This is a genomic window from Natrinema salaciae (assembly GCF_900110865.1).
Classification (GTDB): Archaea; Halobacteriota; Halobacteria; order Halobacteriales; family Natrialbaceae; genus Natrinema; species Natrinema salaciae.
In genome coordinates this window covers 127,418-142,770 of record NZ_FOFD01000007.1, presented here as the reverse complement: position 1 = coordinate 142,770, position 15,353 = coordinate 127,418, and the positions used below count along the sequence as shown (strand labels likewise).

The window sequence follows — 15,353 nt, the reverse complement described above, 5'->3', positions numbered from 1 at the left end:
TCCCGTGGGTAGTCGACGTGCCGCGACGAACTGCGAGCGCCGTTCGGGAGACCGCATCGACTACAACGCACTCCGGATCAGGCGGGCTGCCGCTGAGACACTGGGGCGACGGCGGCCCGAGTCTGGCAGACGGCTGTCACTCGCCGGCCTGTGGCTGATAGTACTGCTTGAGCCAGGTTGCCAGCCCCTCCAGCCCGGGGAACAGCGTTCGATGGTTGACGTTCAGTTGGTCGAGCGTGTCGCGGAACTCGAGCTTGCGTTCGCCCGGAATGACGATTTTCCGATAGCAATCGGGTCGGTCCGCGAGCCAGCGGTCGAGGACCAGCCGCGGATCGGACTGAAACGAGAAGACGGCCGCCTGGTTGGCGATGCGGTCGTCGATCGCGGGCGGCCGGAAGAACATGACGTACTCGTCGCGGGCGTCGTCGGGAGCCCACAGCTCCTGCCACAGTTCGTCGACGCGGGACACGTCGTTGAGGCTCCGGACCGGCGGGAGTCCGTCACCGTCGGGACGATCCCCGTGCAGTTGGTACTCGAGAGTCACGTTCGAGAGGAGGTGCGTGTCGAGCATGTGGGTCTCCGTCATCTCGAGAACATCCTGGTAGTAGTCCGGGAGGTCGGCGTGCAGTTGCCGGTAGTCGACGGCCCAGATCGCCCCGTCGTGGTCGGTGTCGCCGGCGACGGTTGCGAAGTACGCCGCCACGAGCGGCGAAAACGACCAGTCGAGCAGCCGCGTCGGCAGCCCGTAGTGTTGCGCGAGCGAGAGCAGGTGCCAGACGGATCGGGGCTCGTCGATCTCGTTCGCTCCGTACTGGGCGAAGTTACGGAGCAACAGGAGCTCGAGGGGCCACTTTCCCGAGTCGCCGACGAAGCGCTTGATCGACGTCTCGAGGGTGAACGACTGGTCCGATACGCCGCGGAACACGTAGGGCGAGCGGTGGCGGCCGATGTCGGCCGTCCACATCTCCTGCGTGATCAGCTGCTGGAGCTCGGTCCAGGTTTCGGCTCGCTGGACCGACGGGTGGCAATCAGCGGACATCGGTTCGGACGGGCGTCCCGGTCTCGGTCGAGCGTCGGTGCCGCATCGGCGGGCGTACTCGCGGCACGCGGAAAACGGTTCTCGGGTCCGGCAGTGACTGTCTCGTCCCCGAGAGTGTCACCGGTGTCGATCGGCCGTCTCGCTATCGTCCGCGGACTCGAGTAGCGTTCGCTCGAAGAACGACCGGACCGTCGTCGCGATTTCGTCGTGCTTGGTGAGGAAGAAGTGGTCGCCGGCCAGCGCGGTGACCTCGTCGCCACGCTCTCGCGCACGCTCGACGACCGGCTCCCAGTCGACGGTCGTGTCTCGGTCGCCGTACAGGACGTGGAGTGGAGCCTCGAGCGTCTCTACCGCCTCGATCGCGTCCAGATCGTCGGCGAGCCGTGCGGTGGGCGCGAGGACGGCGACGGCTTCCGGCTCGACGTCGGCCGCCGCCAGCAGCGCCAGCGACGCGCCGAAACTGTAGCCGAAGACGCCGACCGGGAGCTCGGTATCCCGATCGCGGGCCCACCGGACGGCGTTACGAACGTCTTCCCGCTCGCCGTACCCCTCGTCCCACGAGCCGTAATCGAACCGGAGGCAGGCGATGCCCGCGTCGCACAGGGCGTCACTGACGGCGACGAGCCGGGGATCGCTGCGCGAGCCGCCGTGGCGGGGATGCGGCGGGCAGGCGACCGCGATCGCCGCCGGTTCGTCGTCCGGTTCCTCCAGCGTCCCCCGAACGTCGCGGCCGCCGGGGAGCAGAACGTCGCTCATGGCGTGGTACACGCCGCCACGGATAATGAAATCGGCGAGTCGTCCCGACCGGGTTCGACCTTGGATATTTCTGAAGTGACATTTTTAAGGCCGGGGAGCAATACGTATCGAATATGGGTATCCTCTCTCGGACTTCCTACGTCATCCGGTCGAAACTCAACTCGGTGCTCAACCAGGCCGAGGACCCGACCGAAACGCTGGACTACTCCTACGAGCAGATGCGGGACCAGCTCCAGCAGGTCAAACGCGGTATCGCCGATCTCACCACGCAGAAAAAGCGCCTCGAGATGCAGAAACGCCGGCTCGAGGAGAACGTCGAGAAACACAACGATCAGGCACGGACGGCGGTCCAACAGGACCGGGAGGATCTGGCGCGGCGCGCCCTCGAGAAGAAGAAAACGAAGATGAACCAGATCGAGGACTTGGAGCGCCAGATTTCGGACCTGCAGGGCCAGCAGGACCGGCTGATCGAACAGAAGAACGAACTCCAGAGCCGCATCGAGGAGTTCCGGACCAAGAAGGAGACGATGAAGGCCCGCCACGAGGCCGCGAAGGCGAGTTCGACCGTGTCGGAGGCGATGACGGCAACCGGCGAAGAGTTCGAGGACGTCGGCCGTGCCATCGAGCGCGCCGAGGAGCAGACCGAGGACATGGAGGCCCGCGCCGCCGCGATGGACGAACTCCACGAGTCCGGCGCGTTCGAGGACGTTATGTCAGACAAGGATAACATCGACCGCGAACTCGAGCAGCTCTCGACCGACAGCGGCGTCGAAGCGGAACTCGAGACGCTCAAGTCCGACGTCGGCGCGAGCGAAACCGAGCCGGAATCCGAGACCGAGACCGAGACCGAGGCCGCGAGCGAGGCCGACGAGGCGGAACTCACCGAACTCGAGGGCGAGGATCAGGAAGACGTCGAGGCCGAACTCGCCGAGTTACAGGACGAAGAGAACGCCTGATCGATCCGCTCGAACCGCTCCGGGGCGGCTGCGATCGAGCGGTCCACCAGCGGCCGGTGCAGCCGTCGATGTCTTGGAACTGTTTATTCTCGATTCCGTCCCTCTGGAAGGGAGAGAAACGATTACCATCGTTCGCGGACACAGTATGAACTATGAGTGATGAGTCACTGTTCGGGGCCATCTCGCTGACCGATCAGGTAATTTTGCTCGGCGTCGCCGAACTCGCCAGCGATGACGAAACGCCGGTTCAGACCCACGACCTGCGGCGATACTGTCGGGAGCACCTCCCGGAGGCCGACACGGAGGTCGTCGGGACGATTACCGAAGCGGACGTCATCCGGTCGCTGTACCGACTCGAAGACGCGGACCTCGTCGACGAAGTCGAGCCGTCGACGACGTCGCCGACGGGGAAAGGTCGACCGGCCTATACGCTCGGCGTGAGTATCGACGCGGTCTACGACGGCGTCGACGACGCCCTTCTCGACCGGAAATCCGACTGAGCCACGCGGCCGGGGATACCGCTCACGGGGGCCGCGCAATCGCGGCGGGGAGCCGAGGCTGCACGGTCACGTCGGCGTTCCGAGAACGGTGATGTCGTAGCTGGCCACGTCCGACGGTGACTCGAGCACGACGACCTGAAAGGCCCACGTCTCGTCGCCGTCGAGGTCACCGGTGCTGGCGAAATACCTGCCGAGCAGGTTGCCAGCGTCGTCGTAGATGCGCGTTCGTACTTCGACGACCTGGATACGGTCGGCTCCCGTATTCGTGACGGTTCCCTGAACCGTGGAGCCGAGATAGCCGTCCTCGACGACGAACTCGTGTTCGACCAGCTCGAGCGGATCGAGCGGCGTCACCGCGTTGCTGGGCTCCTGCTGGGCGAGCGCAGCGGCCGTGGACATCTGGGTCGCGTTCCGCTCGGAGACGTTGCTGGCGTTTCGGTCGCCGACGGTCCCCTCCTCGTATCTCGGCTGGCCGTCGAGTCCGCCACTGCCGGTACAGCCGGCGGCCGCGACTGCGACGCCCGCACCGAGCGACGCGAGCACTCGCCGTCGGCTCGTCGACTCCGATCGCGTCATCGCCGCCGAGCCGTCGTCCGCACGTTGGTTCCCTCACCGAGCATGTATCGGATCGACATCGCGGACGCATTTCAGTGTAGGCCTTGAAGCGACAGCACCCGGCGCTCGAGGGCGAGCGGGGTCGCTCGGAGCCGGCTACCGGTCGGGACCGTCTCGAGGACGGCCCGGCGGTGTGCAACGCAGGCCCTTATTGTCGGGACCATTGCACGTATCGATATGGGGACGCCCGAGACCGACGAGACGCTCGAGTCCTACGGAGCCGACATCGGTACCCGGATGGGAGTGCTAATGCGGTTCCACGAGTGGGTGCTGGTCAAAGGGAACCGGTTGGGCGTGGCGGTGGCTCTCTCGGCCGTCGTCTTCGCCCTCCTGCTCGCCCTCCACGAGGTCGGGATCATCTCGTTTACCAATCCGAACTCCGTGACGCGCGTCGCCAGCGGCATGATCGCGGGGACGTTCTCGCTGGTAACGCTGGTCGTCTCGGTCAACCAGCTCATCCTCTCACAGGAGTTTGGCGCGGCCGGCACGGCCCGCAACCGTCTCGAGGGCGTCATGGAATTCCGACAGGAGGTGGCCGACGCCGCGGCCATCCCCGCGAGTCCGGCCTCGCCCACCCGGGTGCTCGAGTTGGTCGTCGAATCGATCCATCACAACGCCGACGAGCTGGCGGATGCGGTTGCCGATCACGACGACGATGCGGTCCGCGAAACGGTCGTTCGGTACACGAACGGCGTCCAACAGCGGACGGCTCGGATCGAGGACCGGATCGACCGGTCCGACGTCGATACGTTTACGGCCGTTTCCGCGGCGATCACGTACGACGAATCCTGGCACCTGTACGTCGGCACGCACCTGCGCGGCGAGTACGCCGATTCGCTGTCGCCGGCCGCGAACGAGCGCCTCGACGAACTGGTCGACTCACTGAAGTTGTTCCACGTGGCCCGGGAACAGTTCAAGACGACCTATCTACAGCGGGAACTCACCCGGTTCTCACAGCTGACGATCTACTGCGGCGTGCCGTCGATTCTGTCGGCGATCCTCGTCGGCCTCCTGTACGCCGACCTCACCGGACCCAGCGTCGACGTCGCCGTGCTCCCCACCGTCGTGAGCGTGCTGATCGTCGTCGTCCTCTCGCCGCTCGCGCTCCTCGTCTCCTACATCCTCCGGACCGCGACGATCACGCGTCGGACCGCGTCGGTCGGCCCGTCGGTCCTCCAGAAGGACCCCGACGAAGGGCCGTTCGAGGTGAGCCCCGGGACGGACGAGTGACGGCGTTCATAACCGACCCATCGTCTCCCGGCCCGACGTTTTTACCCGCCGTCGTGGTCGAACCCGATACCCGGATGGACGTTCTGAACTCGAACGGTGACGGGAAGGGAAGCGGTCGGCTCGCCGGCCCGCGGCTGTACCTCCTGCTTCGGATGAACCGCTGGCTGCTCACGGCGCTCGTGCTCGCAGTCGTGTTCGGTGTCCTCGTCGGGCTCGGTCAGGTCGGTCTTCCCCCGCTGCGCGTGATCGTCGCGGCCAACAACGGCACCTTCTGGATCTTCTCCGCCTTCATCGGCGCGATCATCACGGGGACGTCGATCGTCGTCACGATCAACCAGCTGGTGCTCTCCCAGGAACTCGGCGCAGTCGGCGACCAGCGCGAGCGGATGCAGCAGGCGATGGATTTCCGACGGGACATCGAAGACGAGCTCGAGGAGGACGTGACCCCGCCCGAGCCCTCGGGCTTTCTCTACGAGCTCGTCGACGGAATCGAGGACGAAGCGACCGACTTCGAAGAGACGGTGACGGGCGACAGCAGCCACTCCGACGACCTACAGCGAGAAGTCAGAGACTACGTGGACGACGTCGCCGAAAACGCCAGAACCGTCAAGGAGAACCTCGAGGACGCTCAGTTCGGAACCTTCGAGGTGATCTGGAACGCGCTCAACTTCAACTACTCGCGGAAGATCTACGATGCGCGCAAGATTCGAGCCGACTACGGCGACGAACTGTCGGACGATGCCAACCACGAAATCGACGAGATGATCGCCGTTCTCAAGTTCTTCGGGCCGGCCCGCGAACACTTCAAGACGCTGTACTTCCAGTGGGAACTGATCAACCTCTCGCGCGCGCTGTTATACATTGCGGTGCCGGCGCTGACGGTGATGGGGAGCATGCTGATGTACGTCGACGCCAGCGCACTCCCGGGAACCACGCTGGGCGTCGACAACCTCGTCTGGGTGACCAGTGCGGGGTTCGTCGTCGGCATCGCGCCGTTCGTCGTCTTCATCGTCTACATCCTCCGGATCGCGACAGTCGCGAAGCGAACCCTCGCGATGGGGCCGTTCATCCTTCGCGAGTCCCAGCGCGACGAGGATCTGGGCTGAGTCGCCGCAGTTCCGGCAGCCGTCGCGCCCCGGTGGACGCTTGCAGACGTGGGCACCGGGGCTATTTCCCGTCGACCCCAACTACCGTTCATGTCGACGTCGTCCGACCCGCCTACACAGACCTGTCCCGTCTGCCGGACCGAGAACGACCGCTTCTACACCTACTGCCGGGAGTGCCTCGAGGAACTCCCCGCGAGAACGGCTCGGTCGCCGGCGTTCTGACGTCCGCCACTCGGTCCCGGGCGGGCGGGTCACGATCCCCGCCATTGGTATGACCCCGGCCGCTATCGGCACCCGTGATCGTCGTCATCTGCGGGCCGCCGGGGGCGGGGAAAACCACGATCACGGCCCGCGTTCGCGAGCGGCTCGAGGCGCGGGGCCGGCCGGTTCGGTCGGTTCACTCCGACGACTTCTCGAGTCGCACGTACGACCAGCTGGCCGAGCAGGTCGGCGAGACACCGGCGACCGGCGTCACGCTGGTCGACGGCACGTTCTATCGCCGGAAGTGGCAGACCCGCTTTCGGACGCTCGGCGACGTCCACTTCGTCCGCGTGACGGCGAGCCTCGAGACCTGCCTCGAGCGAAACCGAGAGCGCGCGGACCCGATCGCGGAGCGGGGCGTCCACGTGGTCTACCGGGAGTTCGACGAGCCCGACGCCGAACTGGAGATCGACACTGACCGGTGTAGCCCCGACGACGCGGCCGATCGGATCGTAGCCACGATCGAGGCGTGGCTCGAGTGACGCTACCGTCCGCAGACGGTTCGAGCGTCTTCCTGCCCGATCGTGCGTAGCGGCCGCGCTGTCGGTTGCCAGTCGGACGACCGGCCGCTGACGGAATCGACGCTGCGTTCCCTACAGACCGCGACGCCGCTGACCAGAACGATTATATTAGCAGACCCTAATATTAGCAATTGCTAAAATGAGTGAACGACAGACAGACGGGCCGGTTCCGTCGACAGACCGGCGGACGTCCGACTGTTGCTCGGTCGGCCGCTCGCTGGCGGACGAGGAACTCGCCGCCGACGTGCAGACGCTCGCGACGCTCGGGAACGACACCCGGTACGAGGCGCTTCGACGCATCGCCGCGGCCGACGAGGCCGTCTGCGTCTGCGAGCTGGAGCCGACGCTCGGGGTCAGTCAGGGAGCGGTCAGTCAGGCCCTCTCGCGGCTTTTCAGCGCCGGATTGGTCGATCGGCGGAAAGAGGGACGATGGCGGTACTACTCCGCGACGCCGCGCGCGGATCGACTGCTCCGCGTGCTCGACGAGACGAGAGGGCTCGACGATGACTGACGAGAGCACACCGAGCGCCGGGAACGGGAGCCGTCTCGACCCCGCGGAACAGCGCGCGGCCGTTCGGGACCGGTACGCGCGAATCGCGTCCGAGTCGTCGTCGTGCTGTGGCGACACCGACTCCTGCGCCGACGCACCGACCGACCGGTCGTCCGAACTCGGCTACTCGGACGCCGACCGCGAGGCCGTCGCCGCGGGTGCCGATATGGGCCTCGGATGCGGCAATCCGACCGCCATCGCCGGCCTCGAGGACGGGGACACCGTCCTCGACCTCGGTTCCGGTGCCGGGTTCGATTGCTTCCTCGCGGCGCGGGAGGTCGGTCCGACGGGTCGCGTCATCGGCGTGGACATGACGCCGGAGATGGTCGAGCGGGCCCGCGAGAACGTCGACGCGAACGACGCGACGACCGTCGAGTTCCGCCTCGGCGAGATCGAACACCTCCCGGTCGCCGACGAGTCCGTGGATGTGATCCTCTCGAACTGCGTCATCAACCTCTCGGCGGACAAGTCGCAGGTGTTCCGCGAGGCCTTCCGCGTGCTGCGACCGGGCGGCCGGCTCGCCGTCTCCGACGTCGTCCTGAGCGCCGACCTCCCGGCCGACCGGCGGGCCGATCCGGCGTCGGTGGCCGCGTGCATCGGCGGCGCCGCTCCGGTACCCGCGTTAGCGGAGCTGCTGTCCGACGCCGGATTCGTCGGCGTCGCGATCGAGCCGAAAGCCGACAGCGAGTCGTTCATCCGCGAGTGGGACGACGAGCACGACCCGAGTGACTACGTCGTCGCGGCGACGATCAAGGCCGAGAAGCCAAGGGGTACAGCAGCTGCTCAGTAACTCGTCGCTCCCCGGCCCGCGAGGGGCGGCGAGCACCGTGGCCCGTATCGATCGGCACAGCCAGACCCGTCACCGATAACTCGATCACCGTCCGATGTCCAGCCCACCGTTCGATCCGCGAAACCGCACAGCCATCGACCGCCCAGTTGGGAGCGCCTGCTCGCGAGCGACGCGCTCGTCCCGGCGTTCCGCCTCGCGCTCTGGGCCGTCAGCCGGTCGGCGACCGCGACCGTCGCCCTCGCGTCCGTCGTCGGACTCTTCCTCGGCGTCCGACGCCTCCGGAGCGTGGCCCGCTGCTTCCGCGACTGTGGCGGGGTCTCGTTCGACGGAGGGAGCCGAGTCCGAATCACCGTCGAGAACCCGCACACCGATGACTCGCGGTAGCCGCCGGTTCGGGTCGCCGACCAGACGGCCGCACCGACACGGTCATCGAAACCGACCTCCGCAAGTGGCGTCCGAGGGAAGCGCATGACCGACGCTTCGATCACCCTTCGGGACGCAACGGCGGCCGACCTCGACCGCCTCGAAGCGCTGTTGGACGCGAACGGGCTGCCCACTCGGGACGTGCGAACGAAGCCGGAGTGTTTCTTCGTCGCGGTCTCCGAGACGGCGTGGATCGGCATCGGCGGCGTCGAACTGTACGGCTCGCACGGGCTCCTGCGGTCGGTCGTCGTCACGGAACCGAACCGCGGACGGGGCTACGGAGCGGCCCTGGTGGACGCGCTCGAGGAGTACGCGCGAGCCAACGGGGTCGAGTCGCTGTACCTGTTGACCACGACCGCGGCGGCGTTCTTCCGTCGAGCGGGATACGAGGCGATCGAGCGGGCGGCCGTTCCGCCGCGTATCCAGCGGACGACCGAGTTCGCGGCGCTTTGCCCGGCCTCGGCGATCTGCATGAAAACGGCCCTCGACTAGCCGGGCCGGTCGATCACCGGACGGCTCGCGACGAGAACCGGGGACGGGATGGGGACAGGCGCGCGGGCTCGAGAGCGAGTCTCGTCGCTAGACGCCGAGATCGAACCCGAACGGGTCGGTCGGGAGCAATTCGTCGGGCGTACGGTCGGGGACGACCTCGGACGGCAGGACGTCCCAGCCGAGTTCGTCCTCACCGGGTGCGGCATCGGTGTCGAACCCGGGATCGTCGGCGGGCGGCTGGTCGCGATACGACTCCGGCGGCGCGTCGTGCGCGTAGACGCTCTCCGGGTGATCGACGGTCCATACGTGGAGCATACAGGGGGTTCGGCAGGGGAACTCGAGGCGCTCCGCGTCGCCGTCCCGTTCGTAGGCCAGCCGGTAGAACCACCACGCGAACCGGCCGGGAACTCCGGTGTGAGCGTGCCACGGCGAACACAGCTGTTCGTCGTCGTCACCGCCGTACACCGCCGGGGAGTCGACCGGCTCCCCGTCGCTCGTCGCGATGAACATGACGCCGATCGATCGCCACGTGTCGTTGTCCACGAGCACCGATTCCGGCCGTTCGGGATCGACGAGCTCGTCGTCGCCGATGAAGGCCGGATTGAGCCAGTGAGACCAGCTGTCGTCCCCCATCTCGAGCGTGTCGAAATACGGCTTGTACCCCGCGTCGATCAACGCGTCCGCGTCCGGGTACTGGCGCTCGAGGGAGTCCGCGACCGCCGATCGGAGTTCGGTCGTCGCCGGGTGATCGTCCGCACAGCCCGCCGTCTCCGCCCCCTCGCAGTGAGTCGTGCTGGGCTCGATTGTCGCGTCCGGACAGTCTCGATCGAGTCGCGGGACGCCGAGGGCGTCTCCGTCGGATGCGTCGGAGTCGTCGGCTCGCGCACTGCCGACGGCCGAGAGCGCGGTCGTTCCGGCCGAGGCCCGCAAGATCGTCCGACGAGACACGTTCAGATGGCCGTCACTGTCGTGCATACCAACGCGTTCCACACCGACGACCGATATGAAACCCAGTTGCGGGCCGGAGTGACTGTCTCCCCCGGAAGAACGGCGGGGATCGGCCGCCCCGCCCCGTCAGTCGAACGCGGACTCGAGAACGGCACCCGTCCCCGGCCGATCGAGGCCGGCGAGGTCGATCCGACCGTCGGGCATCGGGACGCCGTCGGCCGGATCGTCGGCCAGCAGCAGCGAGCCGTCGAGGTCGGCGTAGTCGAGCAGCGGCGCGAGGTGACAGGCCGCCGCGATCGAGGCGTTCGATTCGGTCATACAGCCGCACATCACCTCGAGACCGTGTGCGCGAGCGGTGGCGATCATCCGTTTCGCTTCCCGCAACCCGCCGCACTTCATCAGCTTCAGGTTCGCGATGTCACACCGGTCCGCGATCCGCGGGACGTCCGCGAGCGTCACGCAGGACTCGTCGGCGGCGATCGGCAGCGCCGAGCGCTCGTACACGAACTGCAGTCCCTCGGGATCCTCCGCGGGGACCGGCTGCTCGACGAACGCGAGGTCGAACTCGGCGAGCCGCTCGATCTTCCCGACCGCCTCGCGGGGCGTCCACGCCTCGTTCGCGTCGACGAACAGCTCGACGTCGGGGGCGACCGACCGGATCGTCCGGACGATCTCGAGGTCCCGGTCGGTGCCGAGTTTGACCTTCAGTGTCCCGTACCCCCTCTCGAGGGCCGTCTCCGTCTTCTCGCGCATCGTCTCGCGGTCGTCGAGCCCGATCGTGTACGAGGTCGCGAGCGTCTTCGAGGGGTCGAGCCCCCAGTACCGATAGAGCGGCACGTCGAGTCGTTTCGCGACGAGGTCGTGAAGGGCGATGCTCACCGCGGCGCGTGCCGACGGGTTCCGCCGGACCGTCTCGCGCATGCGTCGTTCGATCCGCTCGAGGCGGTGGGGATCGCCGACGGTTTCGACGACCGAACACAGCGCCGGCAAGGCGGCCTCGACGGTCCCGGCGGTCTCGCCGTAGTGTCTCGACGGGGCGGCGGCACCGATGCCGGTCGTACCCCCGTCGTCCTCGACCCGGACGAACACGACGTCGCGCTCGGTCGTCGTCCCGCGAGCGATCCCGAAAGGGTACTCGAGCGGCAGCGAGCGCCGCTCGACGGACGTTTCGAGGCTCATCTCAGCACAGCTCCTCGAGCAGGGCGTCGGTTCCGAAGCGGAGCACGTCGGTCGCGGGCGCGCCGAGCGCGTCGGCGTAGTCGTCGACGGCGTCTCGGGCGTCGGCGTCGTCCTCGAGGCCGGCGGTGTTCAACGCGCCGGCGACGACGTCGGTCGCCGCGACCGGTGCGGCGACGCTCTCGTAGAGGTCGACGTAGGTCGGAATCGACGGGAGGGAGAACGACTCGTAGCCGTGAATCGCCTCGCGTCCGGCCTCGTGACAGAGCACCAGCGTGTCCGCCATCGACCCGTGGAGGATCCCCAGGGAGACCGGCGAGTACGCCGGGTGGACGATGCTGCCCTGCCCCTCCACGAACAGGTAGTCGTGGTCGTCGCCTTTCTCGAGGATCATCTCCTCGACCGCGCCGGCCGTGAAGTCGCTGACGACGCGGTCGATCGGATTGCCCCAGCCTTCGATCATGATCCCCGTCTGTCCGGTCGGGATCACGGCCGCGTCGTGGCCGGCGTCGCGGGCGTCGCGAGCCAGTTCCATCGTCGTCGTCATCTTGCCGACGGAGCAGTCGGTCCCGACGGTGAGGATCACCTCGGCGTCGACCTCGTCCGCGACGCCGTCGGCGACCGTGAGATCGGCCGGCGGGTTCCGAACGTCGCGAATCTCGCAGTCGTGTTCGGCCGCCAGTCGGGCGAACTCCTCGTCCTCGGCGAGGAAGTGGTGCAGCCCGGAGACGACGTCACAGCCGTACTCGAGGGCCGTCAGCACGTCTTCGCGCCAGCTCTCGTCGAAGCCGCCGCCGATCGGTGCGATCCCGATCAGGAGCGTGTCGACAGCCTCGGGCTCGAGGTCGGCCATCTCGCCGACGATGGGCGCGTCCCGCACGTCGGGAACGTGGTCTGCGACGCGCTGGCCGGCGGTCGCTCGATCGAGGACGGCGACGGTATCGTGGTCGGCGTATCGGAGGATACCGAGGGCGGTCTTGGCTCGATCGGGAAACTTCTCGTGGGCGAGAATCGCGACGCGCATACCCGGACATAGACGAGGGATGACTTAACGATACAGACACGGAACTTGTATGATGGGAGATCGACAGTTCGACGAACATGACGGTCGCCGACGGAGAGAATACCGCGGGCGGCCGCCCGTGAGCGCTCGCCTTTCGAAGCCCGTACTCGTGCGAGCTATCACCCCCGATCGGTGCTCCGTACCGGTGATATCTGCGTCTCGGTTCCGACCGTGCCGATACGTACTCTCGGATCGGACTTATCTTAATTCGAGAGAATACTATTCGAAAGAGATTTATATCAACACATTTTTATTATCTCGTCGATACCGAAACGCTCATTCCGATAACTCCCCGATTCGGTTGCAACACGGTGTCCTCCCGATTCGAGCGGGGCAGTGTCGGGCCGTTACTCGACGCTTCCGTCGGTTCCGGGTGGGACCGACCGATCACGCTGGCGCGAAACTACCCCGTGAGGGAGCACGAAGGATATGGGACATGACACCGCCGTTTCGAACGTCGTACTCGTCACCGTCGACTCGCTGCGGGCGGACGCGGTCGCCCCCTACGACGCCGACCGGCAGACGCCGGTGATCGATTCCCTCGCCGACCGCGGGACCGTCTTCGAGCGGGCCTTCGCGACCGGAAACTGGACGCCGTTTTCGTTTCCGTCGATCCTGTCTTCGCGTCCCGTCTTCACCGATACCGGCCGAATCGGCGTCGAGGAGTCGCCGACGCTCGCCGAGACGGTGTCCGACGCGGACGTCTCGACCGGCGGCTTCAACGCTGCCAACGGCTTTCTCACGACCCACTGGGGATACGACGACGGCTTCGACGAGTTCGACTCCTTCGTCGCGACCGTCGGGTCCAGCGTGTACAGTCGGTATCTCGCGACCCATCCGACCGTCGAAGCCTGGCTCCAGTTGGCCGCCTCGCCGGTCCGCCGCGTCGGCTCGTGGCTTCGCGGAGAAACCGACGATCGGCCGTTTCTGGACACGTCGCGGCTGTTCGACGTCGAACACGCCGCGCGTTCGTTCGTCGAAGAGACGTCGTCGCCGTTTTTCCTCTGGGTCCACTACATGGACGCCCACACGCCGTACGCTCCCGCACCGCGGTACATCCGCGAGGTCTCGGACACTCGGGTGGGCACGCACAGAATGCTGCTCGCTCACACCCGAACCGGACTGGGTCGAGACGTCAGCGATCGAACTCTGGCGGACCTCCGAACGCTCTATCAGGCGTCGGTCCGGCAAGTCGACGCGAGCATCGGTCGACTCCTCGAGACGCTCTCGACGAACGACCTTGCGGACGAGACGGCCGTCGTGCTGGCGGGGGACCACGGCGAGGAGTTTCAGGAACACGGCCACCTCGCGCACTATCCGAAGCTGTACGACGAACTGATCCGGGTCCCGCTCGTCGTCGACGTTCCGGGCTCCGAGGGCGGTCGGGTGAGCGGACAAGTCGGCCTCGACGCGATCCCGCCGACGGTGACCGACTTGCTGGACGTCGACGCCCCGTCGGCGTGGACCGGCGAGACGCTCGTTCCGAGCGTCGTCGGCGACGAGTCCCCGGCCGACCGGCCGGTCGTCTCGGTCACCGTCCGAGACGGCGCGGTGACGACCCAGCCGATTCCCCGATCGCCTGCCGACGGGACCCTCATCGTCAGCGCCCGGACCCGAGACTGGACCTACCTCGAAAACGCGGCGACGGACGAGCGCGAACTGTACTACCGGCCCGACGATCCCACCCAGCAGACGAACCTCGCGACGGACCCGTCGCCCGAGCAGCGGGACGTGATCGAATCGCTCGCGCCGATCGTCGCGGACCACGCGAGCGCGATTCGCGACGGGGGTTCCGAGACGTCCGACGACGAGGATGACGAGGACGTCGGTGAGGATCTCGAGGCACGATTATCGGCGCTCGGCTATCGATAGATGATCCGATCGTTCCTCCGCAGTCTGGTCGACGGTCCGTTCGCGCCCCAGTTACGGCGGTTCGTCGCCGTCGGAATCGTCGCGGCCGGGGTCCAGATCGTCCTGCTGTGGGCGTTCGTCGACAACGCCGGACTGCATTACCTGCTGGGTGCGCTGCTGGCCATCGAGTGTACGATCGTCCTCTCGTACGTGCTCAACAACGCGTGGACGTTTCGGGCGCATCGGAACACCGGCACCGGCGAGTACCTCGTCGGATTGCTCAAGACGAACGTCGTCCGGGGAACGGCGATCCCGATCCAGATCGCCGTCCTCTTCGCCTTCGTGGAGGTGGTGAACGTCTCGTATCTGGTCGCCAACGGGTTCGCCATCGCGATCAGCGGCGTCTATCGGTACGTGCTCGACGCGCGATGGACGTGGGGGACGTGATGCCGTCGGCGAGTCGCGACGAGTGACGGCTCGATCGGTCCCCGTCGATGCGAGAAAGCCGACCGCGGCGCAGTTCGCCTCGAGGGCGCAGGGGGACTGCAGACCCCGCGCTCGGCCGCGTTGGCGTCCGGCTACGCGCCGAAATCGCCACCACACTGCTCGCACGTGACGGTTTCGAAGTCGGACGTGCTCGATTGACTGTTCGCCGTTCGGAGCGGAACCCGTCTCGAAACCGTTTCCGTGAGCGCGAATGACCCGCCGGCACCGTACCGTTTCGAGACCGGTAACAGTCTGTTTCATTCCGCCGGTCGTTTCTCATCGAACAGTTGATCGTTCGATCGCCGAAACGGTGGGGATTCGGCCCAACACGCGCGGAAAAACGGACGATGCGCTTATGTGCACGGACAATGATAACGAGTAGCATGAATGGCGTTCTGAACGAGACGACGAACAAGATCCACAAGTACGAATCCGGCCGGTCCGACTTTCAGACGACCTGCGGAGCGACGTCCCACGTCGCACACGAGCACCTCCGACTGATTCCCGTCGAGCGGGCGGTCACCGACACCGGCGCGAACCGGTGCGGTCGCTGCTTCGAGAACGGGGGCGGCTACTGACACCGTCGATCC

The 15,353-nt window shown here is 66.8% G+C and carries 19 protein-coding genes; 12 read left to right on the top strand and 7 right to left on the bottom strand.

Features of this window, described 5'->3' with window-relative positions; genetic code table 11:
• Positions 1–136: 136 nt before the first annotated feature.
• Both BMX07_RS20640 and BMX07_RS20635 read right to left on the bottom strand, forming a co-directional pair.
• Complete coding sequence (locus BMX07_RS20640; protein ID WP_090621763.1) at positions 137–1,039, bottom strand: FRG domain-containing protein; 903 nt, start codon at positions 1,037–1,039, stop codon at positions 137–139.
• A 117-nt stretch (positions 1,040–1,156) separates the two neighbouring features.
• Entirely contained in the window at positions 1,157–1,795 is a 639-nt protein-coding gene (locus tag BMX07_RS20635) for an alpha/beta hydrolase (protein WP_090621761.1), read from the bottom strand.
• Positions 1,796–1,908: 113 nt separating this feature from the next.
• Here BMX07_RS20635 and BMX07_RS20630 point away from each other — a divergent pair, with 113 nt between their 5' ends.
• Both BMX07_RS20630 and BMX07_RS20625 read left to right on the top strand, forming a co-directional pair.
• On the top strand, positions 1,909–2,751 hold the full coding sequence (locus tag BMX07_RS20630; RefSeq protein WP_090621759.1) for a PspA/IM30 family protein: 843 nt from the start codon (positions 1,909–1,911) through the stop codon (positions 2,749–2,751).
• 152 nt (positions 2,752–2,903) lie between these two features.
• Entirely contained in the window at positions 2,904–3,251 is a 348-nt protein-coding gene (locus BMX07_RS20625) for a hypothetical protein (RefSeq protein ID WP_090621756.1), read from the top strand.
• Between the two features lie 66 nt (positions 3,252–3,317).
• Here the strand turns inward: BMX07_RS20625 and BMX07_RS20620 are convergent, their stop codons facing one another.
• Complete coding sequence (locus BMX07_RS20620; protein ID WP_090621754.1) at positions 3,318–3,827, bottom strand: FxLYD domain-containing protein; 510 nt, start codon at positions 3,825–3,827, stop codon at positions 3,318–3,320.
• Between the two features lie 216 nt (positions 3,828–4,043).
• Between BMX07_RS20620 and BMX07_RS20615 the strand changes: the two genes are divergently transcribed.
• The 6 genes from BMX07_RS20615 (at position 4,044) to arsM (ending at position 8,324) form a co-directional block, all read left to right on the top strand.
• On the top strand, positions 4,044–5,096 hold the full coding sequence (locus BMX07_RS20615; RefSeq protein ID WP_090621751.1) for a DUF7972 family membrane protein: 1,053 nt from the start codon (positions 4,044–4,046) through the stop codon (positions 5,094–5,096).
• Positions 5,097–5,170: 74 nt separating this feature from the next.
• On the top strand, positions 5,171–6,202 hold the full coding sequence (locus tag BMX07_RS20610) for a DUF7972 family membrane protein (RefSeq protein WP_090622136.1): 1,032 nt from the start codon (positions 5,171–5,173) through the stop codon (positions 6,200–6,202).
• Between the two features lie 90 nt (positions 6,203–6,292).
• Entirely contained in the window at positions 6,293–6,424 is a 132-nt protein-coding gene (locus BMX07_RS25505) for a DUF7577 domain-containing protein (RefSeq protein WP_281246986.1), read from the top strand.
• Between the two features lie 74 nt (positions 6,425–6,498).
• Positions 6,499–6,945, top strand: a complete 447-nt coding sequence (locus BMX07_RS20605; protein WP_090621748.1) for an ATP-binding protein — start codon at positions 6,499–6,501, stop codon at positions 6,943–6,945.
• A 178-nt stretch (positions 6,946–7,123) separates the two neighbouring features.
• Entirely contained in the window at positions 7,124–7,495 is a 372-nt protein-coding gene (locus BMX07_RS20600; protein ID WP_090621745.1) for an ArsR/SmtB family transcription factor, read from the top strand.
• Positions 7,488–8,324 (top strand): arsenite methyltransferase, encoded by an 837-nt coding sequence (gene arsM, locus BMX07_RS20595; protein WP_090621742.1) that lies wholly within the window; start codon positions 7,488–7,490, stop codon positions 8,322–8,324. The genes BMX07_RS20600 and arsM overlap by 8 nt, the downstream gene beginning before the upstream one ends.
• Before the next feature lie 84 nt (positions 8,325–8,408).
• Here arsM and BMX07_RS20590 read toward each other — a convergent pair whose 3' ends face one another.
• Complete coding sequence (locus tag BMX07_RS20590) at positions 8,409–8,690, bottom strand: hypothetical protein (RefSeq protein ID WP_090621739.1); 282 nt, start codon at positions 8,688–8,690, stop codon at positions 8,409–8,411.
• Between the two features lie 102 nt (positions 8,691–8,792).
• Here BMX07_RS20590 and arsN2 point away from each other — a divergent pair, with 102 nt between their 5' ends.
• A complete protein-coding gene (gene arsN2, locus BMX07_RS20585; RefSeq protein ID WP_090621736.1) occupies positions 8,793–9,239 on the top strand; it encodes an arsenic resistance N-acetyltransferase ArsN2 in 447 nt (148 codons plus the stop codon).
• 87 nt (positions 9,240–9,326) lie between these two features.
• Here arsN2 and BMX07_RS20580 read toward each other — a convergent pair whose 3' ends face one another.
• The 3 genes from BMX07_RS20580 to BMX07_RS20570 all read right to left on the bottom strand — a co-directional run bounded on the left by BMX07_RS20580 (position 9,327) and on the right by BMX07_RS20570 (position 12,387).
• On the bottom strand, positions 9,327–10,214 hold the full coding sequence (locus BMX07_RS20580) for a hypothetical protein (RefSeq protein ID WP_090621733.1): 888 nt from the start codon (positions 10,212–10,214) through the stop codon (positions 9,327–9,329).
• Between the two features lie 99 nt (positions 10,215–10,313).
• A complete protein-coding gene (locus BMX07_RS20575; protein ID WP_090621730.1) occupies positions 10,314–11,366 on the bottom strand; it encodes a dipeptide epimerase in 1,053 nt (350 codons plus the stop codon).
• Position 11,367: 1 nt separating this feature from the next.
• Complete coding sequence (locus BMX07_RS20570) at positions 11,368–12,387, bottom strand: N-acetyltransferase DgcN family protein (protein WP_090621728.1); 1,020 nt, start codon at positions 12,385–12,387, stop codon at positions 11,368–11,370.
• 468 nt (positions 12,388–12,855) lie between these two features.
• On the opposite strand from BMX07_RS20570, the gene BMX07_RS20560 reads away from it, so the two are divergent.
• From BMX07_RS20560 to BMX07_RS20550, 3 genes are all read left to right on the top strand, one after another.
• Complete coding sequence (locus BMX07_RS20560) at positions 12,856–14,298, top strand: sulfatase (RefSeq protein WP_090621724.1); 1,443 nt, start codon at positions 12,856–12,858, stop codon at positions 14,296–14,298.
• On the top strand, positions 14,299–14,724 hold the full coding sequence (locus tag BMX07_RS20555) for a GtrA family protein (RefSeq protein WP_090621721.1): 426 nt from the start codon (positions 14,299–14,301) through the stop codon (positions 14,722–14,724). It begins immediately after the preceding gene.
• Positions 14,725–15,146: 422 nt separating this feature from the next.
• Entirely contained in the window at positions 15,147–15,341 is a 195-nt protein-coding gene (locus tag BMX07_RS20550; protein ID WP_090621717.1) for a hypothetical protein, read from the top strand.
• The last annotated feature ends 12 nt before the right edge of the window (positions 15,342–15,353 follow it).